General features: G+C 60.3%; 13 protein-coding genes and 7 pseudogenes. 5 read left to right on the plus strand and 15 right to left on the minus strand.

What is annotated here, in order from left to right; all coding sequences use genetic code 11:
• The first annotated feature begins 66 nt into the window (after window positions 1–66).
• A pseudogene (gene trhO, locus ACW4PC_RS11370) lies at window positions 67–998 on the plus strand (oxygen-dependent tRNA uridine(34) hydroxylase TrhO).
• Between the two features lie 2 nt (window positions 999–1,000).
• Here trhO and ACW4PC_RS11375 read toward each other — a convergent pair.
• The 10 genes and pseudogenes from ACW4PC_RS11375 to ACW4PC_RS11420 form a co-directional block, all read right to left on the minus strand.
• A pseudogene (locus tag ACW4PC_RS11375) lies at window positions 1,001–3,208 on the minus strand (EAL domain-containing protein).
• 171 nt (window positions 3,209–3,379) lie between these two features.
• Window positions 3,380–4,157, minus strand: a pseudogene (locus ACW4PC_RS11380) (MetQ/NlpA family ABC transporter substrate-binding protein).
• A 34-nt stretch (window positions 4,158–4,191) separates the two neighbouring features.
• A complete protein-coding gene (locus ACW4PC_RS11385) occupies window positions 4,192–4,857 on the minus strand; it encodes a methionine ABC transporter permease (RefSeq protein WP_455873891.1) in 666 nt (221 codons plus the stop codon).
• Window positions 4,847–5,920 carry a methionine ABC transporter ATP-binding protein gene (locus ACW4PC_RS11390; protein WP_455873892.1) on the minus strand — a complete coding sequence of 358 codons (1,074 nt, stop codon included), beginning with the start codon at window positions 5,918–5,920 and terminating at the stop codon, window positions 4,847–4,849. The genes ACW4PC_RS11385 and ACW4PC_RS11390 overlap by 11 nt, the downstream gene beginning before the upstream one ends.
• Before the next feature lie 427 nt (window positions 5,921–6,347).
• Window positions 6,348–7,721: a GH1 family beta-glucosidase gene (locus tag ACW4PC_RS11395; protein WP_455873893.1), complete on the minus strand. Its 1,374-nt coding sequence runs from the start codon at window positions 7,719–7,721 to the stop codon at window positions 6,348–6,350.
• A 287-nt stretch (window positions 7,722–8,008) separates the two neighbouring features.
• A pseudogene (locus tag ACW4PC_RS11400) lies at window positions 8,009–9,207 on the minus strand (Gfo/Idh/MocA family protein).
• A gap of 166 nt (window positions 9,208–9,373) precedes the next feature.
• Window positions 9,374–10,430 (minus strand): annotated as a pseudogene (locus ACW4PC_RS11405) (sugar phosphate isomerase/epimerase family protein).
• A 245-nt stretch (window positions 10,431–10,675) separates the two neighbouring features.
• Window positions 10,676–11,626 (minus strand): substrate-binding domain-containing protein, encoded by a 951-nt coding sequence (locus ACW4PC_RS11410; protein ID WP_455873894.1) that lies wholly within the window; start codon window positions 11,624–11,626, stop codon window positions 10,676–10,678.
• Window positions 11,627–11,694: 68 nt separating this feature from the next.
• Window positions 11,695–12,705 (minus strand): ABC transporter permease, encoded by a 1,011-nt coding sequence (locus tag ACW4PC_RS11415; protein ID WP_455873895.1) that lies wholly within the window; start codon window positions 12,703–12,705, stop codon window positions 11,695–11,697.
• A gap of 72 nt (window positions 12,706–12,777) precedes the next feature.
• Complete coding sequence (locus ACW4PC_RS11420) at window positions 12,778–14,301, minus strand: sugar ABC transporter ATP-binding protein (protein WP_455873896.1); 1,524 nt, start codon at window positions 14,299–14,301, stop codon at window positions 12,778–12,780.
• A gap of 169 nt (window positions 14,302–14,470) precedes the next feature.
• On the opposite strand from ACW4PC_RS11420, the gene ACW4PC_RS11425 reads away from it, so the two are divergent.
• Window positions 14,471–15,502 (plus strand): LacI family DNA-binding transcriptional regulator, encoded by a 1,032-nt coding sequence (locus tag ACW4PC_RS11425; protein WP_074069722.1) that lies wholly within the window; start codon window positions 14,471–14,473, stop codon window positions 15,500–15,502.
• A 46-nt stretch (window positions 15,503–15,548) separates the two neighbouring features.
• Here ACW4PC_RS11425 and xylA read toward each other — a convergent pair.
• The 5 genes and pseudogenes from xylA to ACW4PC_RS11450 form a co-directional block, all read right to left on the minus strand.
• A pseudogene (gene xylA, locus ACW4PC_RS11430) lies at window positions 15,549–16,862 on the minus strand (xylose isomerase).
• A 158-nt stretch (window positions 16,863–17,020) separates the two neighbouring features.
• Window positions 17,021–18,476, minus strand: a pseudogene (gene xylB, locus ACW4PC_RS11435) (xylulokinase).
• 16 nt (window positions 18,477–18,492) lie between these two features.
• Window positions 18,493–19,518 (minus strand): LacI family DNA-binding transcriptional regulator, encoded by a 1,026-nt coding sequence (locus ACW4PC_RS11440; RefSeq protein ID WP_455873897.1) that lies wholly within the window; start codon window positions 19,516–19,518, stop codon window positions 18,493–18,495.
• Between the two features lie 131 nt (window positions 19,519–19,649).
• The gene (locus tag ACW4PC_RS11445; protein ID WP_455873898.1) at window positions 19,650–21,239 is read right to left on the minus strand and encodes a DHA2 family efflux MFS transporter permease subunit; all 1,590 of its coding nucleotides are present in this window, start codon (window positions 21,237–21,239) and stop codon (window positions 19,650–19,652) included.
• A gap of 21 nt (window positions 21,240–21,260) precedes the next feature.
• The gene (locus ACW4PC_RS11450; RefSeq protein WP_455873899.1) at window positions 21,261–22,475 is read right to left on the minus strand and encodes an efflux RND transporter periplasmic adaptor subunit; all 1,215 of its coding nucleotides are present in this window, start codon (window positions 22,473–22,475) and stop codon (window positions 21,261–21,263) included.
• 150 nt (window positions 22,476–22,625) lie between these two features.
• Here ACW4PC_RS11450 and ACW4PC_RS11455 point away from each other — a divergent pair, with 150 nt between their 5' ends.
• The 3 genes from ACW4PC_RS11455 to ACW4PC_RS11465 all read left to right on the plus strand — a co-directional run bounded on the left by ACW4PC_RS11455 (window position 22,626) and on the right by ACW4PC_RS11465 (window position 25,093).
• Window positions 22,626–23,300, plus strand: a complete 675-nt coding sequence (locus ACW4PC_RS11455; protein WP_455873900.1) for a TetR/AcrR family transcriptional regulator C-terminal domain-containing protein — start codon at window positions 22,626–22,628, stop codon at window positions 23,298–23,300.
• Between the two features lie 103 nt (window positions 23,301–23,403).
• Window positions 23,404–24,243, plus strand: a complete 840-nt coding sequence (locus tag ACW4PC_RS11460) for a GyrI-like domain-containing protein (RefSeq protein WP_455873901.1) — start codon at window positions 23,404–23,406, stop codon at window positions 24,241–24,243.
• 100 nt (window positions 24,244–24,343) lie between these two features.
• A complete protein-coding gene (locus ACW4PC_RS11465; RefSeq protein WP_455873902.1) occupies window positions 24,344–25,093 on the plus strand; it encodes a TerC family protein in 750 nt (249 codons plus the stop codon).
• The last annotated feature ends 26 nt before the right edge of the window (window positions 25,094–25,119 follow it).

Raw genomic sequence — 25,119 nt, forward strand, 5'->3', positions numbered from 1 at the left:
TCGATCCTTAGCTGGCCGCAATGGCAACGCTTGCGTGAAAACGCTCCAGACTGTATTTCAGCGCGCATGACCGACAGCATCAATCACACCACCCCGTTCCTCGTGGCGGCGCTTTATCATTTTGTTTCCGTGCCGCGCTTCGAAAGCCTGTGCGCGCCGCTGCAGACGCTTTGCGATGAAAACGGCGTGAAGGGAACGCTGCTCCTGGCGCATGAAGGTATCAACGGGACGATCGCCGGGCCGGATGCTGGCATCGAAATGGTGCTCGCCTACCTGCGGGCGCAGCCGGAATTCACCGCCCTGGAGCACAAGGAAAGCCGCGCATCCAAAATGCCTTTCCTGCGCATGAAGGTGAAACTCAAAAGAGAGATCGTCACCGATGGGCGTCGAGAATATCGACCCCAACAAGGTGGTTGGGACTTATGTGATGCCGCAGGATTGGAACGCCTTGATATCCGATCCCGACACCATCGTCATCGACACGCGCAACGACTACGAAACGGCGATCGGCACCTTTCGTGGCGCCGTCGATCCGAAAACCAAGACCTTCCGCGAATTTCCGGAATGGGTGCGCCAGAACACCGGCCTGCACAACAAGCCGAAGATCGCCATGTACTGCACCGGTGGCATCCGCTGCGAAAAGGCGACGGCTTTCATGAAGGAGCAGGGTTTTGAGGAGGTCTACCACCTCAAGGGCGGCATCTTGAAATATCTGGAGGAAGTTCCGCAGGAGGAAAGCCTGTGGGACGGCGCCTGCTTCGTCTTCGACGAGCGGGTATGGGTCGAGCACGGACTGAAGGAAGGCGAGTACAAGCTCTGCCATGCCTGCCGCAATCCGATCACCGCAGAAGAGATGACGTCGCCGCTTTACGAGGAAGGCGTTTCCTGCAGCAGCTGCTACCACACGCGCACTGAAGACGACCGGCTGCGCTACCGCCAGCGGCAACATGCAGATCGCGCTTGCCAAGAAACGCGGCCAGAAGCACATCGGGACTTAGGTTCAGGCAGCGGTTATCTGGCGCGGCATCGCGTCCAGGGCACGGCGTGCCTCAAGCATTTCGGTGATCCTGTCTGCCGGCACCGGCTTGCTGAAGAAATAACCCTGCAGGCAATCGCAACCAAAGAGGCGAACGGCGAGCGCTTGCTCTTCTGTCTCGATACCCTCGGCCGTCACCGGAATATCCAGTGAGCGGGCAAGCGCGACGGTTGCCTGCAACATCTCGCGCTGGCTGTCGCTTTCGGTCACGCCCTCGACCAGCGAACGGTCGATCTTGATGCGGTCGAAACCGAATTGGCGGAGATAGCCGATTGACGAAAAGCCCGAGCCGAAATCATCGAGCGCGATCTTGACGCCGAGCGTCTTCAGCCGCTCGATCGATTGCCGGGTGCGCTGCGGATTCTGGATCATGTATCCTTCGGTGATCTCCAGCGTTACGCGCTCCGCCTCGATCTCCGTCTGTTTCAGGACGTAGCGAACATAGTCGGTAAAGGCCGGATTCCGGAACTGGCCGGGGGAAACGTTTACGGCAACGCGCAGCTCCGGCCATTGCTTGGCGGTCTCGCAGGCCTTGCGCAGCACAAAGAGACCGAGCGCCTCGATAAGCCCGCTTGTTTCGGCGATCGGAATGAATACGTCCGGCGATACAGGTCCGTGGCCGGGACGATTCCAGCGCACCAGCGCTTCGACGCCGTTCATCTCATGTGTAGAAGCATCGATCAGCGGCTGATAGGCAAGCGTCAGATCGCCGCTTTCGATCGCAACGCGCAGATCGAGTTCAAGCGCGTTGCGCTCCTCGCGGTCGGCATCCATCGCGGGATCGTAAAGCGTCATGCGGGCCCGGCCCGCTTCCTTGGCCTTGTACGATCGCAAGATCGGCACGGCGGACCAATTCTTCGCGACCGATCGTCCCGCCAGCAGCCATCGCGATGCCAATGCTGGCGCCGATGACGACGACGCGCCGGCCGATCTCGAGCGGCTCCGCCAGGAAATCCAGAATCTGTTCCGAAAGCTGCAGGGCATCGGCGTTGCCACCTTCAGACAGGAAAGCAATCGCGAATTCGTCGCCGCCAATGCGCGCCAGAACCGCGCCCTTTGGGATCAGCACCTTGAGGCCGGCAGCCACCGCGCGGATCAACTGATCACCGGTGCCATGCCCGTAGCTATCGTTGACTTCCTTGAAACCGTCGAGGTCGAGATAGAGAAGCAGTACGTTCTTACCGGTCTGCTTCGCCTTGGCAACGACGTCATCGACAGCAATCCCAAGGCCTTCACGGTTCGACAGCCCGCTGAGGCGATCGCGGAGCGCATCCTCGCGGGCATTGTTTTCCTCCGCCTTGAGCCGGCGTCCGGCGAGCCAGCCTATGACGAGCAGGCCGGCGAAGAACAGCCCGACGAGACCGAGTGCCTTCACAACCGTCGGGCGCACCTGTGCATAGCTGATGTCGCCCGGCGAACGCGAAATCCATACAGTTTCCCGAGCGCCTTGCCGGCGGCATCATCGATCGCCACGGAATATTGCGCGTCGTAAGCGGCTGGCACCAGCTTCAATCCCTGGATGACATAGGTCTCCCCGAGGCTCCTGATCGTCTCGTCGTTCAGATGGCGGGCAAAAATCAGATAGCGGCGCTGCCCCGCAGGTGCATTCAGCGTGCCGGATTTTTCCCGCACGAGCGCAACGCCGACCGCCGCGATGCCGCTCCTGGTGCCGACGAAACCCACGGCTTCCGGTGATTCAAGCCCGGCGGCCTTCACTTTGTCGAACAACGTCCAGAACGATGGCGCAAAGAAATCGTCAAGCGCGCCCTCCATCGGCTGGCCGTCGCGATAGACCATCAGCGGTTTCTTGTCGTCATCTATGACGATCGCCACGTCGAAAAGCGCGCTGTTGGAGGACATTTCGCCGTAGTTGCTGATCGTCCATGCCATGCCATCTCTGGCATAGACATTGGCGGCCGCATCGTCCCAGGCGGCATAGTCGTTCAGCGTCGCGCCGAGTTGCGCTTCGAATGTCTTGAGCGCCCCGGCCGTGGTTTCACGCGAACGTTCGTCGTCGAGAATATTGGCGTTATCGGTGACGCGCGACAGCGCCGTCAGCACCATGACGGTAACGACCGCGACCATAACCGCAAAGGAAAAAAGCACACCCGTAACAGTTGCGTGGCGGCCGATCCCCGAAGGCTGATTTTTTTGCCTAAAGAACGCAGGCATACATTACTCCCCGATAACGGGGGACTTTGCCAGTCAAGGCTTCAAAAACGGTTAAAGCGAACGGTACAAGACTTCATCCGGGTGATTTTTCTCCATGAAAATCACTGGGCATTGAAATACCCTCCCCGCGGAACGGGAAGGGATTGATTTCATAACGGTTTTGGCCGCCGCTTACCAGCCGGCGATGACCGAGCCCTTGAAAGTATCGGCGATGAACTGCTTCACGGCATCGCTGTGATAGGCTTCGACCAGCGTCTTCACCCAAGGCTGATCCTTGTCCTTCTCGTTGACCGCCAGAATATTGACATAGGGCGCCTTTTCGCCTTCGCGGGCAATCGGATCCTTCGAGGGATCAAGGCCGGCTTCCAACGCGTAATTGGTGTTGATAACAGCGGCATCTACATCGTCCAGCGAACGCGGCAGCTGGGCGGCATCGAGTTCGGCGAACTTCAGAATTCTTGGCATTTTCGGTGACATCGGCAGGTCCGACCTTCAGGCTCGCGCCATCCTTCAGCTTGATCAGCCCCTTATCGGCGAGGATCAGCAGAGCACGGCCGCCATTGGTCGGGTCGTTTGGGATCGCCACGGTAGCACCATCAGCGAGTTCGTCCAGGCTCTTCACCTTCTTGGAATAGACGCCCATCGGGAAGTTGACCGTATAGGCGACGTCAATGATTTTGAAGCCGCGATCGGCGACCTGGTTGTCGAGATAGGGCTTGTGCTGGAACGAGTTGGCGTTCAACTCGCCATCGGCAAGCGCCTGGTTCGGCACGACATAGTCGGAAAATTCCAGAATCTCGATGTCGAGGCCCTTGGGCGCTGCAACTTCCTTCACCTTCTCCATGATCTGTGCATGCGGACCCGGCGTCACGCCAATCTTGATGGTTTCGGCCGCGGCAGCAGTCGCAAAGGCCGCTGCGAAGGCGGCCGCGAGGATGATTTTCTTCATCGGTTTTCTCTCCTTGGGTTATAGGGCAATTCGATCAATTCTTGCGGGATCGCTTGTCGAAGCTGCGGGCAAGCGCATCGCCGGCGCTCTGCACGGCCTGGACGAGCAGTATCAGGACGATGACGACGACCAGCATCACATCCGGCATGAAGCGCTGGTAGCCATAGCGGATGCCGAGATCGCCGAGCCCACCGCCGCCCACGGCGCCGACCATTGCCGAATAGCCGATGAGGCTGACCAGCGTCATCGTGAGCGCCAGTGTCAGCGCCGGACGCGCTTCGGCAAGAAGCACCTTGCGCACGATCTGCATCGGGGTCGCACCCATGGCGCGGGCGGCTTCGATCAGGCCCTTGTCGACGTCGCGAATGGCGGCTTCGACGAGCCGTGCGAAGAACGGAATGGTCGCGATCGTCAACGGTACGATCGCTGCCTTGGTGCCGATCGACGTGCCAGTGACGAGGCGCGTGAACGGGATGATCGCGACGACGAGGATGATGAAAGGTGTCGAGCGCGTCGCGTTGACGATCAGTCCAACGACACGATTCACGGAAGGCGCCGGAAAGAGCTCGCCGCGGCCGCTAGTCGCCAGGAACACGCCGATCGGCAACCCGATCAGCGAGCCGATGAAGCCGGCGATCGCCACCATGCGCAGCGTATCGAGCGTTGCCTTGCCTATGAGAAGCAGAAGATCAGGAGACATAGCCGAGCACCTCCGCAACGAGACCGTTCGCCTTGAAGAATTCATCCGCTCTCGCGGAAGTCGCATCATCCGCTGCATAGGCGATGATAAGCGAGCCGTAGGGTTCGCCGCCGATCTCGTCGACCGTTCCGGCGATGATGTTGATATCCGAACCCAACGTCTGGATAAGCTGCGAGATCAGCGGCTGTTCCGCAGTGCGCCCGAAGAATGTGATGCGCACGGCAACGCGCCCGCCTTGTGTCTTCTGCGGCCGCAGGCCGGATGCGAGCGCTGCCGGAAGCTTCGAGCCCGGCAAACCGGAAAGCAACGCGCGCGTCGTCGGATGTTGCGGCCGGGTAAAGACATCGAAGGTGCGGCCGCGCTCGACGATGATACCCTTGTCGATCACCGCGACGTCGCTGGTCACGGCTTTGACGACCTCCATCTCGTGGGTAATCAGAAGCACCGTGAGCCCCAACTCTGCATTGATGCGCTTCACGAGCTCGAGGATCGACTGGGTTGTCTCTGGATCGAGCGCGGAGGTCGCTTCATCGGAAAGCAAAAGCTTCGGCTGCGTGGCGAGCGCGCGGGCAATGCCGACGCGCTGTTTCTGGCCACCGGAAAGTTCTGCCGGATAGCGGTCTCGTTTGTCGGAAAGCCCGACGAGATCGAGCAGCGGCTCGACGCGCGTGCGAATGGCGTCCCTTTCGAAACCGGCGATTTCCAGGGGCAGCGCCACATTGCCGAAGGCGGTGCGCGAGGACAAAAGGTTGAAATGCTGGAAGATCATGCCGACCGAACGGCGGAGCGCACGCAGGCCAGCCTCGTCCAGATCGGGAACGTTGACGCCATCGACGATGACCTTGCCGCTCGTCGGACGTTCCAAGCCGTTGACAAGACGGATCAGCGTCGACTTGCCGGCGCCGGAACGCCCGATGATGCCAGTAATGGAGCCGCGTGCGACGGCGAAATCGACCGCATCAAGTGCGGTAAACGATTTGTTCTCGGCGCCGAAGCGTTTCGATACGTCTTCGAAGAGGACGGTATTTGCGGCATTGGCCGCGCTTGAAGAGTTGGAATGCATGGATGCTCTCGATGTTCAAAAAAGTCCGCAATCGCTGAATGGCTGGGGACGCGGCGCGCCTGATCAGGCCGGCATTCGGCAACGCATTCGGAACAGAGAGGCAGTCTTTATCATCGCACAACCGGAAGATTCAATTTGATCGGCGCATGGCTGCCATGCGCAGGGATGTAATGCTTTATGGCGGAGTTCCAGTCACGATTGACAGAGAGATTTTTTCTTTGAATCGGTCAGCGCGGCAAAAAACCACCCATCGTGCAATTGTCTGGGTCACGAAACGCGCGCCGCTTGCTTCTTCTCCAAAGCGGGGAGAAATGCCGGCGGTCAGCGAGGCGATGAGGGTGAGCGACGAAAGGAGCAAACGACCGAACGACCGGACAGCAAGGAGGTCGGGTCTCCCATACGGTTCCCTCATCCGGCCTTTCGGGCTTCAACCCGCCTTGTGATTGCCCGCCGGAAACTGGCTTGCCAGTTGCCGGTACCACTTGCCGCTCTTTTTCACGGTGCGGACCTGGGTGTCGTAATCGACATGCACGAGGCCGAAACGCATCTTGTAGCCTTCCGCCCATTCGAAGTTGTCCATCAGGCTCCAGGCGAAGTAACCGCGCATCGGGTAGCCGTCCTTGATGAGGTCGGCAACGACCGCCAAGTGATCGCTGTAATAATCGAGGCGCGGCTGGTCATCGACCTCGCCGTTGACCACATCCATGTTGTAGCAGGCGCCGTTTTCGGTGATGTAGCATTCCGGCAGTTCATAGCGACGATAGAGGTCTTCGACGACGTGCTTGAGGCCGGGCGCATAAACCTCCCAGCCGATATCTGTCTTCACGTCGCTGGCACGCGGCGCTTCGGCCGTCCAGGGGAAATCGCCGTTCTTCGCCGGGTCGTCGGCAACACGCAGCGGCGTGTAGTAGTTGAGGCCCCACCAATCGAGCTTCTGGCTGATGATCGTCATGTCTCCATCTTCGATGATGGGCATGCGGTCGCCGAGCGCTTCCACGAACTCGCTCGGATACTCGCCCTTGAAGACCGGATCGAAAAAAGCGCCGTTGTGGAACTGATGCGCGCGTTCGCCGGCTGCAATATCCGCCTTGCTCTGCGACCCCGGAATGACGGGCATCGCATTCAGCACCAGGCCGGCTGGCACCTTCGGCGCCTCGGCGCGGATCGCCTCGACGCCAAGCCCGTGCGCAAGGTTCATGTGGTGCATGGCGTGAAGCGCTGCCTGCATGTTGCGCTCGCCCGGCGCATGGATGCCATAGAGATGGCTGAGCCAGACGATGCACCATGGTTCGTTGAAGGTCGCGACGCTGTCGAGCCGGTCGCCGAGACGCGCCATGACGGTCTTTGCGTAGCGCTGAAAGGCGTAGGCCGTGGAGCGCGCCGTCCAGCCGCCGTCGCCTGCCAACAGCAGCGGCAGGTCCCAGTGATAAAGCGTCGCGAAGGTCTTGATGCCACGCGCCTTGCAACCGTCGACGAGACGGTCGTAGAAATCGAGGCCGGCTTCATTCACAGGCCCGGTGCCATCCGGAATGATGCGCGGCCAGGCGATCGAGAAGCGATAGGCCTCGACACCCATGTCCTTGATCAGGTCAAGGTCCTGTTCGAGCCGGTTGTAGTGATCGCAGGCAACATCGCCATTATGGCGGTTATAGACACGGCCCGGCATGTTGCAGAAGGCATCCCAGATCGACGCCTTGCGCCCATCCGCTTTACTGGCACCTTCGATCTGGAAGGCAGCCGTCGCGACGCCAAAGGTGAAATCGCCCGGAAAGCGGGCGGCGAGTGTCTTAGGCTCGATCATCTGAAAACCCCGTCTGGTACTGGACTGGTCGTTCGAGCGGCGGTTTAACCAAAGGAACCGGCGTTGTACAGAGTGGAAATGTCAATCCTGCAACGTTGCAGACGGATAGCGGACCTAACGGTATTGCCAGAATAGGCGCCGCCCATCACGTTCCCCGCAAACGGGGCGAGGGAACGTCTCTCACGAAAGCGAACGTTCTAATGAAGCGATGCGACATATACCCTTCTCCCCGCGCGCGGGGAGAAGGTGGCGTCAGCCATATGAGGGGCTCGCCCAAGACCTGGTTCTCAGACCTTGACCCAAGCCCCATTCCGCTTCGACGACGCAACGCAGGCCTCGACGAAGGCAACGCCCTTCACGCCGTCATCGACGGTCGGATAGACCACGGCCTTGGCGACCGCTTTGCCATTCTTGTGCGCATTGATCGCATGCGCCGCTTCCGTGTAGATCGTCGCGAAGGCTTCGAGATAACCTTCCGGATGGCCGGACGGAATGCGTGAGACGCGGGCAGCGGCGGCACCGGAACCCGGCGCCGTTGCGGGTAATCAGCCGCTTCGGCTCGCCGAACGGCGTGTACCACGAGATAGTTCGGGTCAGCCTGCGTCCACTCGAAGCCGCCCTTCGTGCCGTAGACGCGGATCTTCAGCCCGTTCTCATGGCCGGGCGCCACCTGGCTGCACCAGAGCATGCCCTTGGCCGGCTTCTCCTTGCCTTTCGCCTTGAAGCGCAGAAGCACGTGAGCGTTGTCGTCCAGGCGACGGCCTTCGACGAAACTATCGAGATCGGCCGCGAGACTATCGAGTTCGAGGCCGGTGATGAAGGCAGGCGAGATTATAGGCATGCGTGCCGATATCGCCGGTCGAACCACCTGCGCCCGACTGCGCCGGATCGGTGCGCCAGACGGCCTGCTTGGCACCGGTCTGCTCGACAGGCTTCTCGTCAGCCAGTCCTGCGGATATTCGGCCTGCACGATACGGATGTCGCCGAGTTCGCCATTGGCAATCATCTCGCGCGCCTGACGGACCATTGGATAGCCGGTGTAATTGTGCGTCAGGATGAAGAGCGCGCCGCTCTCGTCGGCGACCTTCTTCAGTCTTCTTGGCATCGGCAAGATTGGATGTCAGCGGCTTGTCGCAGATGACGTGGATGCCCCGGCTTGCAGAAATTCCTTGGCCGCATCGTAGTGCACATGGTTCGGCGTGACGATCGAGACCGCCTCGATGCCGTTCTTGCAGCTTCGCCTCGCGGATCGCCATTTCCTCGATAGCTGGCATAGGTGCGCGACGGGTCGAGGCCGAGATCGCGGCCCGATGCGATCGCCTTTTCCGGCGTCGACGACAGCGCACCTGCGATGAGCTCGAATTGATCGTCGATGCGCAGCCGCTATGCGATGCACGGCGCCGATGAAAGCGCCCGCTCCGCCGCCGACCATGCCGAGGCGGATGCGCGGCTCGCGCGCCTGTTCCGTTGATCCTTCAATTGCCATAGATTCCTCCAAAGAAATGAGTGTTTGCCGACGGTGCCGCGGTAGCCGGATGAGGTGGTGCGGCGGACGTAGTCTTTCGCTTTGTGCTCAAGACATCGCTCCGCTGCGCCCCCTCATCTGTCCTTCGGACATCTTCTTCCCGCTGGGGAGAAGAAAGAAGCAAGGCTCAGAGCCCGAGCATGCGGCGGTTCGCCGCCTGGTCCGTACCGCTGCCGGCAAAATCGTCGAAGGCCTTCTCCGTGACGCGGATGATGTGTGCCTTGACGAATTCGGCGCCTTCGCGGGCACCGTCTTCCGGATGCTTCAGCGCGCATTCCCATTCGACAACGGCCCAGCCGTCGAAATTATTGGCCGTCATCTTCGAGAAGACGGCGCCGAAATCCACCTGGCCGTCGCCGAGCGAGCGGAAGCGGCCAGCGCGATCGACCCAGCCCTGGTAGCCGCCATAGACGCCCTGACGCCCGGTTGGATTGAACTCCGCATCCTTGACGTGGAACATCTTGATGCGATCCTTGTAGATGTCGATGTTGTCGAGATAATCGAGGCACTGCAGGACATAGTGCGATGGATCGTAGAGCATGTTGGCGCGCGGATGGTTGCCCACCCGCTCCAGGAACATCTCGTAGGTGACGCCGTCATGCAGATCCTCGCCCGGGATGGATTTCATAGCAGACGTCGACGCCGCTACTCAGTCGGCATGGTCGAGGATCGGCTTCCAGCGGCGGGCAAGCTCGTCAAAGGCGGTCTCGACCAGACCGGCCGGACGCTGCGGCCACGGGTAGATGAAGGGCCAGGCAAGCGCACCGGAAAAGGTCGCATGTGCCTTGATGCCGAGATGCTTGGAGGCGGTCAGCGCCATCTTCACCTGCTCGACCGCCCATTCCTGCCGCGCCTTCGGATTGCCGCGCACTTCCGGTGCAGCAAAGCCGTCAAACGCCTCGTCATAGGCTGGATGCACGGCCACCAGCTGGCCTTGCAGGTGGGTGGAAAGCTCGGTGATCTCGATGCCGTTTTCGCCGCGCCTTGCCGGCGAACTCGTCGCAATAATCCTTGGAGCTGGCAGCCTTCTTCAGATCGATCAACTGACCGGCCCAGGTCGGAACCTGCACGCCCTTGTAACCGATATCAGCCGCCCATTTGGTGATCGCATCCCATGAGTTGAAAGGCGCGGCATCGCCCGCAAACTGCCCGAGGAATAGGCCGGGTCCCTTGATCGTTTTCATGTCGGAATCCTCCCTGATGATCGACCGTAAACGTTTATGATGACGTCTAGCACGCGGTTTGGCGGGAGCAAGGCGCCCACGCCCTTGCGGCAGATGCAGCTGAAAAGCCGAAAGTCAAACCGAAGCGAACTAATCATGCCTGTCTGGAGGCCGCAAGAGGTACGTGCCGCATTCTTGACCGCAGCGCGTGCGCAAGCAAAGAAAATGCGTCCATCCTTGCGAATGGGCGCATTGCAGTCGGATGATCAGAACGGAGAATCGGCGAAGTAGAAGTCCTTGGCGTTATCCTTGGTGATGAGCGTCGCGTCGAGGATATAGGTACCGCGCACCGGAACCTGATCGTAGAAATTTGCTGCCGTCATTTCCATCGCCGTGCCGACCATCGCCGGCGGATAGAGAACGTCGACCGGGATCAGCTTGTCGCCGTCCATGACCTTCTTGACCATGTCCTTGGAGCCGGCGCCGGCGATAACATACTGGATGTCCGTACGCTTGGCCTGCTCGATGGCCTGCAGCACGCCGACGGCCATGTCGTCATCCTGGCACCATACGACGTCGATCTTCTGGTACTTCGTCAAATAGTCCTGCATGACCTTGAAGGCGTCGTCGCGGTTCCAGTTGCCGTACTGGCGGTCGAGAACCTTGACGTTCGAACCGGCGATGCCCTTGTCGAAGCCGTCCTGGCGCTGCTGGTCGATCGGGATCGGCAGGCCGCGGATGACGACCACCTCTGCATCCGGCGTGTTTTCCTTGATGTACTTGCCGGCGACTTCGCCGAGCGCCGGGTTGTTGCCGGCGATGTAGAGGTCGCGAACCGAATCATCGTTGTTGCTCGGCGCACGGTCGACGAGCGCCACGAACTTGCCGGAGTCCTTGATTTCCTTGATGGCGTTGACGAGCGGATCCGGATCCGACGGCAGGATGACCAGGGCATCGATGCCTTGTGTCGCAAGATCCTGTACGGCGTTTGCCTGGCTTGCGGCATCTGGCGAGGTCTTGACGATGACGTTCAGGCCCGGATGTTCGGCCATCAGCAGCTTTGCCACGCGCTCTGCATGGAAGACGACGCCGGCCGTCCAGCCATGGTCGGCTGCGGGAATGGAAACGCCGATCGTTACCTTCTTGTCCTGGGCATACGAGACGCCCGTGAGGACCGCCATGGCGGCGACGGCCAGCCCCAAAAATTTTTTACGCATTTTTCTCTCTCCCAAATAATGACTGGGCCTAGTCGATCGAGGACCGGGCGACCCATAAACCCGGCTATTCACGATTTACGCACCAGCGACCGCTGAACCAGCATGGCGATGATGATGATCGCCCCCTGGATGGCGCCGATCAGGTACTCGCTGATGAAATTCGAAAGCAGCATGATGTTGCCGACGAGTTCGAGAATGAAGGCGCCGCAGATCGTGCCCCAGACCCGGCCCGCGCCACCCTTGAGCGCCGTGCCGCCGACAACCACGGCGGTGATCGCCTGCAGTTCCCAAAGGATGCCCGTCGTCGCCGAGGTCGAGCCAAGCCGCGGCACGTAGAGAAGCACGGCGATGGCGACGCACAGGCCCTGGATGACGAAGGCGATGGTGCGCACGCGATTGACGGCGATACCGGAATAACGCGCCACATCGCTGCTGGAGCCGACCGCCACGACATGCCGCCCATAGCGGGTGCGGTAGAGGACGAAGGCTGCAACGCCGGTGACGGCAAGGATCACCGCGATCGGAACCGGCATGCCAAGGATGGAGCCGAAATAGGCCGGGCGGTAGAGTGACTGAAGTTCGGGCTCGCGCAGCGTGATGGCGCCGCCCTGCGAAAGCCAGGTGGTCAAACCGCGATAAACGCCCATGGTGCCGAGCGTTGCGATGAAAGGCTCGATCTTGCCAACGGTGGTGATGAGACCGTTCGCAAGGCCGCATGACGCGCCAATCACGATCGTGAGCACGATGGCGGCCGTCAGCATCAGCGCCGGATCGGCGATCGCGCCGGAATTCATGAACAGGATCATCAGGCTGGCGACGAAAGCGACCATCGACCCCACGGAAAGGTCCAAGTCACCCGCCGAAATCACGAAGGTCGCGCCCACGGCAATGATGGCAATGAAAGCGCTTCTCGTCGCAACATTGGCAAGGTTCGTGATGCCGATGAAATTCGGATTGACCAGCGCCCCGACCACGAGAAGCAACGCCAGCGCCGCGAAGGGCGCGACTGCCCGAAGATCGACGTCGCGCCAGGAACGGCGCCGGCTTTCCTTTTCGCTGCTTTCCTCGCTTATACTCATGTTCAAAACCAACCTCCCGTCCCATTGTCCTGGGAATTCGCCGCTACGCCTCGACCGGATTATTTCGCCTGGTCAGGCAGCAATCTTTTTTTTCAATCCCGCCGCGTAGCGCATGATTTCCTGTTCGGAGATCTCATCGCCCTCCAGAATGCCGACGATCCGGCCTTCGCGCATTACGGCGATACGCGTGCAAAGTCCGATCACCTCCGGCATCTCCGAAGAAACCACGATGATCGAATGACCATCGCGGGCCAGTGCCGAAATGAAATGATAGATCTGCTGCTTGGTGCCGACATCGATGCCGCGGGTCGGCTCGTCGATGATGATGATCTGCGGCTCGATCTCCATGACTTTCGCCAGTAGCAATTTCTGCTGGTTGCCGCCGGACATGCGGCCGGCAATGATATTGCCGTCCCGGACGCGGATGTCGAAGCGGCGCCGGGCCCTTGCCATCGCAGAGGCTTCGCTCGCAGCGCTCAGATAGCCGAACCGGCCATGCTTGTCCAAGGATTGCAGCGTAAGGTTGGCGATCATGCCGGAGTTGAGAAGCAGTCCCTTGGACTTGCGGTCCTTGGTCATGTAGGCCAGGCCTGCGCGATTTGCGGCATGAACGTCGTGCGGAGGCACGGACTGCCCGTTGACCGTGACTTCACCCGATGCGCGCGAGCGCAAACCCATGATCGCCTCCATAAGCTCGGTACGGCCGGATCCGATCAAGCCGGAAAAGCCGAGGATCTCGCCTCTCCGGACCTCGAAACTGGCATCACGAACATAGTGGGTCGATACGGAATTGACGCTGAGCACGACTTCTTCGTCGACATCGGGCTCGTTCTTGGCGGGATAAAGGCTGGAGAGTTCCCGCCCGACCATCAATTGAGCGATCGATTCGCCGTCGAGGATCGAGGTAGGCGAGGTCTTCACCCATTGGCCGTCGCGCAGCACCGTCACCCGGTCGGTCAGTTCCATGACTTCGTCGAGCTTATGGGAAACGAAGACAAAGCTCGTTCCCTGGTCGCGAAGCTTGCGCACCTGCTTGAACAGGAAGTTGATCTCCTCGCGCGATAGCACCGCGGTCGGTTCATCCATGAATACGATCCGCGCATTGCGGCTGATCGCCTTGGCGATCTCCACCATCTGCTTGTCGGCGATCGACAGCGTACTGATCTGCGCATTCACGTCGACATGCGAGCCGAGGAGATTAAGGACGCGCCGCGCCTCGGCGCGCATATACTTGCGGTCGAGGACGCCGAAACGCGTGACTTCGCGGCCGAGAAAAAGGCTCTCGGTGACGGTCAAATGTTCGGCGAGATTGAATTCTTGGTGAATGATGACGATGCCGAGCGCCTCTGCGGCACCATTGGGTGGCAGCTTCACAGGTTCGCCGTCGAGCAGGATTTCGCCGGAGCTTGGCTCTTCGAAACCGGAAAGGATCTTGACGAGGGTGGATTTTCCGGCGCCGTTTTCGCCCATCAGCGCATGGATTTCGCCGGCGCGAAGGTCGAAATTGACACTGAAGAGCACCTGCACGCCGCTGAACGATTTGCTAATTCGCCTTGCAGACAGCAGCACCGCACCTTCGACGGTCTCCGGACCCATTATTCCCTCCCCTACGGCTCCCGTCCGCTTTATGCGACTGTGTAAACCTTTACATTGGCGATGTAAAGGTTTACATCATTGCATACATGAGAATTTTTCAGCGTCGCCTTTGACCTTCGGGGAAGTCTGTGTAGTGTCCCGGTCAAGACGAGACCCAAGGCAGAGCGCAGTGTCGAATTCCACTCCCGCAACAATCGAAGACGTCGCCCGAATTGCCCAGGTTTCGATTGCAACGGTCTCCCGCGCGATCCATATGCCCGAGAAGGTCGCGAACTCGACACGCCTCAAGGTCAACCAGGCAATCGCCATCACCGGCTACACGACGAATGCGATGGCGCGCAGCCTGCGGCTCGGCCGCTCGAACATGATCCTCGTCGTCGCGCCCGACATCGGCGACCCGAATTTCTCCAACATCCTGGTCGGATTGGAAAATGAAGCCCGCGCGCACGGCTACGGCATTCTCATCGGCCATACGCAGAACGATGCGCAGCGCGGCCTCGAATATTTGAAGTTCCTGAATTCCAATCAGGCGGCCGGGCTGATCCTCTTCACCGGCATCCTGCCCTTCGGCCACCAGACCATGACCGCGCGCCTGCCGCCCAGCGTCGGCGTCTTTGAGCCGGTCTTCAACGGCGGCATTCCCTATGTCGGCGTGGACGACATCGCGGGCGCCCGCAAGGCCGTCGACCTTTTGATTGCCGAGGGCCATCGGAAGATTGCCTTCATCGGCGATTCGCGCACCCGCCTCGCCTACAGCCGGCGGCGCATGGGGTATGAGGCCGGAATGGATGCCGCTGGCGTCAGTCCCGACCTTCGGATCGTCTTCGAAGGCGACGGCACGATCGAAAGCGGCCGGCTGGCGGTCGAACAGCTTTTTATGCGCGATACCCTGCCGACGGCCTTCATGTGCGTCAACGACCAGACCGCCATCGGTGTGATGATCGGCCTCGGCGCGCGCGGCTACGATATTCCTCGGGATTTTTCCGTGACCGGCTTCGATGACGTGCCTCAAGCCGTCTTCATGTCGCCCTCGCTGACGACGATCCGCCAGCCACGCACTGCCATCGGCAAGCATGCCATGGCGCTGCTGCTCGAGCTCCTGTCAGACGGTCAGCCCGCCGAGACGGAAATCCTGCTCAGACCCGATCTGGTGGTCCGCAACTCGGTCTCTGCGCCCTCGCGCAACTGGACAAGGAAGTAAGAAGGACGGCGGCAGCCGAATGAAAGCTGCAGCCGTCCCGCATTGCTTAAACGTAGCGGTTGACGACGTTTTCCAGCAGTTCCTGCTTGCCGGATTTCGGCTGCGGGTTGATGTTCCTGGTCTTCAACCCACTCTGCGATCTGCTCCAGCGAGTATTCGCCGCGCAAGCAGCTTCTGGCCCTCGGCGGCGTTCCAGCCGGCATAGCGATCCTCGAGCGGTTTGGAGAGCGCCCCGTCCTCGATCATCTTGGCCGCCGCCTTAAGGCCGCGAGCGCAGCAATCCATGCCGCCGATATGGCCGATCAGCAGGTCTTCCGGATCGAGCGACTGGCGGCGCAGCTTGGAATCGAAGTTCGTGCCGCCGGTCTTGAAGCCGCCGCCTGCCAGGACGTGGTAATAGGCCAGCGCCATTTCCGGCACGTTGTTCGGGAACTGGTCGGTATCCCAGCCGGACTGGTAATCGTTGCGGTTCATGTCGATCGAGCCGAAGATGCCGAGCGCGTTGGCGAGCGCCAGCTCGTGCTCGAAGGAATGGCCGGCGAGGATCGCGTGGCCCTGCTCGATATTGACCTTCACCTCATTTTCCAGGCCGTTCCTCTTCAGGAAGCCGTAGACGGTCGCGACGTCGTAGTCGTACTGGTGCTTGGTCGGCTCCTGCGGCTTTGGCTCGATGAGGATCGTGCCCTTGAAGCCGATCTTGTGCTTGTATTCGACGACGAGGTTGAGGAAGCGGCCGAGCTGATCGAGCTCGCGCTTCAGGTCGGTGTTGAGCAGCGTCTCATAGCCTTCGCGGCCACCCCAAAGCACGTAGTTTTCGCCGCCGAGCTTCTGCGTCGCATCCATGCAGGTCTTCACCGTCGCAGCCGAAAATGCAAAGACATCCGGATCCGGATTGGTCGCGGCACCCGACATGAAGCGGCGGTTGGAGAAGAGGTTCGCCGTGCCCCAAAGCAGCTTGACGCCGGTCGCAGCCTGCTTTTCGGCAAAGTAGTCGACGATCTCGTTAAGGTTCTTCGTGTTCTCGGCAAAGCTGTTGCCTTCCGGGCGAACGTCGGCGTCGTGGAAGCAATAATAGGGCGTGCCGAGCAGCTGAGAAGAATTCGAAGGCGACATCGGCCTTCAGTTTCGCTGCCTTCATCGTGTCTTCGAACCAGGGACGCAGGAAGGTCTGGCCGCCGAAGGGGTCGCCACCCGGCCAGGTGAAGGTATGCCAGTAGGCGACCGCAAAGCGCAGGTGGTCTTCCATGCGCTTGCCCATGACAATTTCGTCTGGCTGGTAGTGGCGGAAGGCCAGCGGATTGGTGCTGTCCGGGCCCTCATATTTCACTTTCTGGATATCGCCGAAAAATCCGGTGCTCATGGTGTCGTCTCCTTGGGTTTCACTCTTGTTGGTTATGCAGCCGGGCGCCCCTCACCCTACCCTCTCCCCGCCGGGAGAGCGGGGACAGGGCGCCGCCGCAAGTACTTTTTCCCCAACGGGGAGAAGGTGCCGGCAGGCGGATGAGGGCAGCCTCGATCTCAATGCGCCAGCGATTTGATCGCCGGATAAAGCGCCCGATAGCGCCTGTAGGCATCCTCATAGGCACCGCTCAAAGCCGCGACCGGCTCGATCGTTTTTGCCGTCTTCGGCGGCGTGCAGACTGAAACCGGCTCGGCGCCTGTTGCCGCGATCAGCCCAAGCCTCGCCGCCCCGAAGGCCGCGCCGAAGTCGCCGTCGGCGGGCAGATCGACCGGAACGCCGAGCGCCGTTGCGATCGACGCCAGCCAATAGCGCGAGCGCGAGCCGCCGCCGATGGCAGTGACGCGGGATATATCGGTGCCTGCCGAACGCAGCGCTTCGAGATTATCGCGGATTGCGAAAGACACACCTTCGAGCACCGCCTGTGTCAGCACAACCCGACTGCTCTCATGCTCGAGTCCGATGAAGGCGCCACGGATGACGGCATCATTGTGCGGCGTGCGTTCGCCTGAAAGATAAGGAAGAAAGGTGACACCAGAGGGTGTCTTCAGCGTCTCGCCGAGTTCGTTCGTGAGATCGGCAGCGGACTTGACCAGTGACGTTCGAATGCCAGTTCAACGCATCGGTGGCCGAAAGGATGACGCCCATCTGATGCCAGGTGTTGGGTAGTGCGTGGCAGAAGGCATGGACCGCACTCTCTGGCTTCGGCAGGTAGGCGGCATTCGCCGCGAAGAGAACGCCGGACGTGCCGAGCGAGACGAAGGCCGCGCCATCGCTGACCGTGCCCATGCCGCAGGCAGACGCTGCATTGTCCCCTGCCCCGCCGGCAACGACAGCGTCGCCCGCAATACCCCACTTGGCGGCGAGTTCGCCGCGCAGCTTTCCTGCCTGCGCGGTGCCTTCGACCAGCGCCGGCATCTGCTTTTCGTCGAGACCCGTCGCGGCAAGAAGCTCAGACGACCATTTGCGTTTGCCTGTATCGAGCCAGGACGTACCGGCAGAATCCGACATTTCGGAAATGTGCTCGCCCGTCAGCCAGAGCCGCAGGTAGTCCTTCGGCAGCAGCACCTTGGCGACCTTGGCGAAAATTCCGGGCTCATGCTTGGCGACCCAGGCAAGTTTCGGTGCGGTAAACCCGGGAAAGACGATGTTACCCGTCAGCTTGCGGAATTTCGGGTCGGCATCCAGCGCCGCTGCCTCGACATAAGAACGCGTATCGTTCCAGAGAATGCAGGGACGCAGCACCCTGTCGTCGGCATCAAGCAGCGTGGCGCCATGCATCTGGCCGGAAAGGCCGACGCCTTTGACGGCCGCAAGCTCTTTGGGGTGTTTCGCTTTCAGGCCCGCAACAGCCTCCTCCGTTGCGCGAATCCAATGCGACGGTTCTTGTTGCGACCAGCCGGAATGCGGCCGCGAAACATCGAGCGAACCATTCGCCGAGCCGATGATCTTCTGATCGCCGTCGATGAGCATCGCCTTGACGCCCGAGGTTCCGAGATCGAGACCCAGATACATGTCATTCTCCTTGCCGTTACGGCAGATTGTCTTTCAGGAATATGTCGAGCCGGATCCGCTCCTGCGCATCGATGACGGCAAGCCCGTCGGCCTTTGCTTTGAGAACCCGGATCGCACTGCGGACCTCATGGCCGGCGTTCTGGTTGAGGATCGCATCGATCGTGCCGTCGATGAGGGCTGCGCGCGTATGGACGGTCAATTCATGGGCGACGACTGTCAGCGGGCGGCTTGAGGCTCTCGCCTTCAGCGCCCTGACAAGGCCACGGTTGCCGGCGCCCAGGCTGTAGACGCCAATCACCCGTTCATGCTTGGACAAGACGTCGGCGACCAGCATATGCGCCAGTTCCGGATCGTCGCGGCCTTCGAGGACCGGCAGGATGGAGAGCTTCGGAAATTCCTGGGCCATCAGCGCGGCAAAGCCTTCCAGCCGCTCGCGATGGTCGCGCACCAGCATGGAGCCGGCAAGCACCGCCACCTCGCCCTTGGCATCGCCAAGAAAGCGTCCGAGAAGACGCGCTGCGGTCTTTCCGGCGGCGATATTGTCGACACCCGCATAATGATGCCGGCGCGAGCCGGTGAGGTCTGAAACCAGCGTGACGACAGGAATGCCGTCGGCCACGAGCCTGTCAACCGCAGCGACGACCTCAGGTGCGTCGGTGGCGACAAGCGCAATCCCGGCGGGACGTTCATCGGCAAGCTTTTCGAGCGCCGTAACCAGGGCGGCCGGATCGAAGGCGGCAACCTCCACTGTGCGAATACTCGTCCTTTCGGACGGCGAACGGATCATCGCTTCGCGGATCTCGGCGTGCAGCCCGTGCATGAAGGAATTGTCCGAGGCGGGCAGGATGAAAACCAGCGGATAGGTGCGGCCCTTGGCGAGGTTGGCGGCGGCAACATCGCGCACATAGCCGATCTCGCGGATTGCCGTTTCCACTTTTTCGCGCGTGATGCGGCGGACACCGGGGCGCTGGTTCAGCACGCGGTCAACGGTCGCCAGACTGACCCCCGCCGCAGCGGCGATATCATGAACTGTAGGCCTCATCGCTCCTCCTGATGAAACCATTATCGCCAAATTTGATGTACGTAAATCAAAAATTTCAAACGGCTGTCGAGCACCCATAAAAAGGCCGGCATGGTCTCCCAAGCCGGCCGTCATTTCGAACCTTCGAACGCTCAGTGGCCTCCGCTGCCACCGCCGCCGCCCTGGGGTTCCGGTTTCTTGATCATCGCGACCCCGAGGATCATGGCCATGAAAAGTACGGTCAGGATCAGGAATACGTCGCTGAAGGAGAGAATGATCGCCTGTCTGGTGGCAAGCCCGACCATCTGTTTGATCGCGGCCGAAGCACCGTCCAAGCCATAGGAGTTGAAGTTGGCAGTGAGGTTGTTCATCTGGTCGATCGCAGCCGGATTACCCCAATCCATGTTTTCCCGCAGCCGCTCGTAGTGCACGTCCTGACGGTTGGAGAGAACGGTGTTGATCACCGCAAGGCCGACTGCCCCGCCGAGGTTACGAGTGAGGTTGAACAGACCGGAGGCACCACGTATACGTGAAGGCGGCATCGTGCCGAGCGCAATGTTGTTGATCGGCACCATGCACATCATGAGCCCGAAACCGCGCAGGATCTGCGGGATGAAGAGCTCGTAGAAATCCCAGTCTTCCGTCAGGTGGGTCATGACGAAGGTGCCGGCCGCGAAGCTGGTAAAGCCGATCACCATCATCAGGCGAAGATCCATCTTCGTCGACAGCCGGCCGGCAATCGGCGCAGTGAGGAACATCGCAAGTCCGGAGACAAACATGGTCTCGCCGATCATCAGCGAATCGTAACCGCGGATGCGCCCCAGATAGACCGGATAGATATAGGTGAGTCCGTATAGCCCGATGCCCATGACGAATGAGAACACCGAACCGAAGGAAAAATTCCTGTTGGTAAAGGCCCTGAGGTCGACGACCGGGAAGTCCACGGTGAAAGCGCGATAGAAGAAGATGATCGCGCCTGCCGCGGAAGCCACAGCACCGGCGACGATATAACTGTCGTTGAACCAGTCGTTCGAATTGCCTTCCTCCAGCACATATTCCAGCGCACCGAGGAAAACGCCCATGGAGATAAGGCCCCACCAGTCGAACTTCCTGAAGAGCGACAGTTCCGGCTTGTCGAAGTCGATGAAATTCCAGGTGATGGTGGCGACCAGGATACCGGGAATGACGTTGACGAGGAACAGCCAGTGCCACGAGAAGGCGTGGCTGAGATAACCGCCGACGGTCGGGCCGATGGTCGGCGCAAGGGTGGCGATCAGGCCGATGATGGGCGAGACGATGCTGCGCTTCGACGACGGGAAGATGGTGAAGGCGGCCGCGAAGACGGACGGAATCATACCGCCGCCGATGAAGCCCTGGATGGCGCGGTAAACGATCATCTGGTCGATGTTCGTTGCCGTTGCGCAGAGCACGCTCGACAGCGTGAAACCAGCAGCCGAAATAGCGAAAAGATAGCGTGTCGAGATGATGCGAGCGAGCGTTCCCGACAGCGGAATCATGATGACTTCCGCAATCAGGTAGGACGTCTGCACCCAGCCGATCTCATCCGAGCCGGCGGAAAGGCCGGCTTGAATTTCCGCGAGCGATGCGGAGACGATCTGGATGTCGAGGATCGACATGAACATGCCAAGCACCATCGCAAAGAATGCGATGAGCTTACGCGGGTCCATTCGCTCTTCGGAAGGAGCGACCGGAAGGGCGCCTGCTGTAGCGGTGGTAGCCATTGGCCTACTCCGGCTGGCTGATCACTTTGCTGCCTGCTCTCGACCGGGGGCCGTGCGGGTATCGACATCGACGACGACGCTCAGGCCGGCGCGCAAGCGGCCGCTGTCGAGCGCATCTTGAGGCAGCGCAATGCGGACCGGGACGCGCTGGATGATCTTGGTGAAATTGCCCGTCGCATTTTCCGGCGGCAGCAGCGAGAAGACGGAGCCGGAGGCCGGCGAAATCGACTCGACGGTGCCGACGATCGGATGGTCGTCATAAGCGTCGACATGTACATTGACCTTCGAGCCCGGAACCAGGTGCTGGATCTGCGTTTCCTTGAAGTTGGCGTCGATGAAGAGCTGACGCACCGGAACGAGTGCCATCAGGCGCTGGCCGGGCGAAACGAGATCGCCTTCCTGAACAGAGCGGTTGCCGACGACGCCATCATACGGTGCCTTGAGGATTGTGAAGGACAGATCGCGGGCTGCCTTGTCCCGCTGAAGCTCGAGCGTGCGGACCGAACCTTCCGCCTCCCTGCGCTGCGCCTCGAGGATGGTGACGTTTGCTTCCGCCGACTTGATGTTGGCGTCACCGCCGACGAGATTGGCCTTGGCCTGGTCGAGAGCAATATTGGCAGTGTCGAGATCGGCCGTAGTGCCGACCGACTTCGCCTGGAGGTCCGCCTGGCGCTTCTGTGTGATCTCGGCGCCACGGACTGCCGCCTCGAGAGCCACCTTGGAGGCCTGGGCCTGAGCAAGTGCTGCCTTGGCTCCTTCGATCTGCGCGTCGATGCGGCTCAGCGACAGTTTCTCCGTAGCGATCTGGGCTTCGGCCTGATCGAGGGCATTTTGATAATCGCCGTTGTCGAGCGTGGCGAGCACGTCCCCGGCCTTCACCTGCTGGTTGGCGACGACATTCACCTTCGCGACATAGCCGGTGACCTTTGGCGAGATCGTTGCGATATCGCCTTCGATATAGGCGTCGTCGGTCGAGACCATGAAACGGCCGTTCGTCCACCACTCGTAGCCGTATGACGCACCGCCGGCAAGAATAGCGAGCGCCACGATCGGGAGCACCAGGCTGCGGCGCTTCTTCTTTTCAGCCGGAGCGGTCTGCGTATCGGGAGCAGTCTGAGGGGCACGCGGCGCTTCCGCAGTCGCCGGTTCGGCAGTGACAACGGCGTCCGGCACCGTCTCGTCCCTTGCGGAATCGCTGACAATGCGGGCGACATTCGTTTTCTGGTTGGACGACATGAGCAAAGACCGGGTAAATCGAGTGACATTGATCGAACTGAACGGTTCGGTTCAGTTGACATAAGGCCTTTTTAAAGTCATATCAAGTTATATCGAACCAGGCGGTTCGATTTTGTAATGTTCGCAGCTGCGAACGTGGTTAAGGAGACAATGACAGACATCTTCAAAGATACGGTCGAAGCCCCGGCCGCAAGCGGCCGATGGGCGGCAGGAGAGGATCCGGCAAAGCGCAGGCAGATCCTTGAAGGGGCGAAGCGTGTCTTCATGAAACTCGGCTTCGATGCCGCGAGCATGAACGACGTGACGCGCGAGGCTGGTGTTTCGAAAGGAACGCTTTATGTCTACTTCGCCAACAAGGAAGAGCTTTTTACTGCGATGATGGAGACCGAGCGCGCCGCTTTTGTCGCCAGCGTGCGTGCGGCTCTCAATGCCAATCCCGATCCAGACACGGCTCTTTACGATTTCGGCATGACCTTCGTCCGGCACACAACCGAAGAAAAGGTCATCAATGCCATACGCACCGTCATCGGAGTGCGCGACCGCATGCCGCACCTTTGTCAACGCTTCTTTACCGGTCCCGAAAACATCCGGACCGTCCTCACCGACTATCTGAAGGCGCAGGTCGCCGCCGGGCATTTTGTCATCGAGGATGTCGAGCTTGCCGCTCGCCAGTTCCTGGAACTCTGCGGCGGAGGCTTCTTCAAGCTGCGCCTCTTGGGCGACATGGCGGGTCCTCCCTCCGAGGAGGAGATGAGCCGCATCATCCGCGGTGCGATCCGCGTCTTCCTTGCCGCCTATGGCGTTAACCAGAACCGGCCAGCCTGAACGTCTTCGATTTCTTTTGGCGTTGCACTAAAATCCAGCAAAAGCGATCAAACCTGCTTGCCGGTTTTACTCTAATCAGGAGACCGCAACCAAGGAAGTGTGCATGAGTGCCATTGGACGGGCGATTTGGTTTATTGAAAGCCATTCCGCCAGCGATATCTCGCTAGATGATATCTCGGATGCCGCAGGTCTGTCGCGCTATCATCTGTCGCGCGTCTTCGGGCTCGTCACCGGCCACTCGATCAGCGGCTATCTCCGCGGACGTCGTCTGAGTGCCGCCGCATTGGCCCTGATCGGCAGTTCATCGAGCATCCTCGAGGTTGCCCTCGGCGCGAGTTACGGCTCGCACGAGGCTTTCACCCGTGCCTTTCGCGACCAGTTCGGCATCACGCCGGACGCGATTCGCAAGCAGGGGCACGTCCGCAACATCGCTTTAGTGGAGCCGATCAAAATGGACCCCGCACGCCTCGACGAACTTGAAGAACCCCGCTTCGAAACCCTGCCGCCAATGCTTTTTGCCGGACTGCAAGAGGCCTATGGCTACGGCGGCAATGCCGCGATTCCCTCACTTTGGCAGAAATTCAACTCTTATTTCGGCAATATTTCCGGCCAGCGCGGCAATGCCGCCTATGGCATCTGCACACATATCCAAGGAGAAACCGAAACGTTCCGCTATATGGCAGGTGCCGAAGTCACCGATGCCGGCGACCTGCCGGACGGTTTTACGACGCTGAAAGTGCCCGGTCAGCGCTACGCTGTCTTCACCCATCGCGGCCACATCTCCGCTATTGCGGCAACGATGCATCATATCTTCGGGACATGGCTCCCCTCCTCGGGTCTACAGCACGCCGAGATGCCAGACATGTTCGAACGCTACGACGAGCGTTTCGATCCCCATACCGGCACGGGCATCACGGAAATCTGGATACCGGTGAAGGAATAAAAGCCTTCCCGCTTTCGTATATTCCCCTGCGCGCTTGTTTCTTGGCGCCTTCACCTTAAATTGCGGGCGTCAGATTCTATGGCGCGAGGGAAAATAGCTTATGCAAGATATCGTCATGCTCGTTCAGGATCCGGCAGCCTGGGTGGCTCTGGTGACCCTGGTTGTCATGGAAGTCGTCCTCGGCATCGACAACCTGATCTTCATTTCCATTCTCACCAACAAGCTGCCGGTCGAGCATCGTGATAAAGCTCGCAAAGTGGGCATCAGCCTCGCCCTCGTCATGCGTCTTGCATTGCTCGGTACCGTGGCCTGGATCGTCCAGCTCACCACACCTGTCTTCGAGGCTTTCGGTCATGGCTTCTCTTGGAAGGACATGATCTTGATCGCCGGCGGCCTGTTCCTCGTATGGAAGGCCACCAAGGAAATTCACCACAGTGTCGATCCGGAAGATCACAACGAGGATTTCATCGCGAGTTCGGCAACGACGGGCTTTGCGGCGGCGATCAGCCAGATCCTGCTGCTCGACCTTGTCTTCTCGGTGGACAGCATCATCACCGCCGTCGGCATGACCCCGCACCTGCCGATCATGGTCATCGCCGTCATCACCGCCGTCACCGTCATGCTGTTCGCCGCGACGCCGCTTGCAAACTTCATCGAGAAAAACCCGACGATCGTCATGCTGGCGCTGGCCTTCCTGCTGATGATCGGCACCACACTCATCGCCGACGGCATGGGGTTCCATGTACCGAAGGGCTACGTCTATGCCGCCATGGCCTTCTCGGCGCTGGTTGAAGTGCTGAACATGTTTGCAAGAAACGCCCGAATGCGGAAGAAAGCCAGCGGGCATTGACGAGATTTAAACGGGGGGCGCGACAA

This window comes from Rhizobium yanglingense (assembly GCF_977109285.1).

Coding starts and splice junctions, on each gene's coding strand:
- ACW4PC_RS11395 (WP_455873893.1), bottom strand. CDS start 7,721: ATGATCGAGCCTAAGACACTCGCCGCCCGCTTTCCGGGCGATTTCACC.
- ACW4PC_RS11390 (WP_455873892.1), bottom strand. CDS start 5,920: ATGCATTCCAACTCTTCAAGCGCGGCCAATGCCGCAAATACCGTCCTC.
- ACW4PC_RS11420 (WP_455873896.1), bottom strand. CDS start 14,301: ATGGGTCCGGAGACCGTCGAAGGTGCGGTGCTGCTGTCTGCAAGGCGA.
- ACW4PC_RS11440 (WP_455873897.1), bottom strand. CDS start 19,518: ATGAGGCCTACAGTTCATGATATCGCCGCTGCGGCGGGGGTCAGTCTG.
- ACW4PC_RS11460 (WP_455873901.1), top strand. CDS start 23,404: ATGAGTGCCATTGGACGGGCGATTTGGTTTATTGAAAGCCATTCCGCC.
- ACW4PC_RS11455 (WP_455873900.1), top strand. CDS start 22,626: ATGACAGACATCTTCAAAGATACGGTCGAAGCCCCGGCCGCAAGCGGC.
- ACW4PC_RS11415 (WP_455873895.1), bottom strand. CDS start 12,705: ATGAGTATAAGCGAGGAAAGCAGCGAAAAGGAAAGCCGGCGCCGTTCC.
- ACW4PC_RS11445 (WP_455873898.1), bottom strand. CDS start 21,239: ATGGCTACCACCGCTACAGCAGGCGCCCTTCCGGTCGCTCCTTCCGAA.
- ACW4PC_RS11410 (WP_455873894.1), bottom strand. CDS start 11,626: ATGCGTAAAAAATTTTTGGGGCTGGCCGTCGCCGCCATGGCGGTCCTC.
- ACW4PC_RS11385 (WP_455873891.1), bottom strand. CDS start 4,857: ATGTCTCCTGATCTTCTGCTTCTCATAGGCAAGGCAACGCTCGATACG.
- ACW4PC_RS11465 (WP_455873902.1), top strand. CDS start 24,344: ATGCAAGATATCGTCATGCTCGTTCAGGATCCGGCAGCCTGGGTGGCT.
- ACW4PC_RS11450 (WP_455873899.1), bottom strand. CDS start 22,475: ATGTCGTCCAACCAGAAAACGAATGTCGCCCGCATTGTCAGCGATTCC.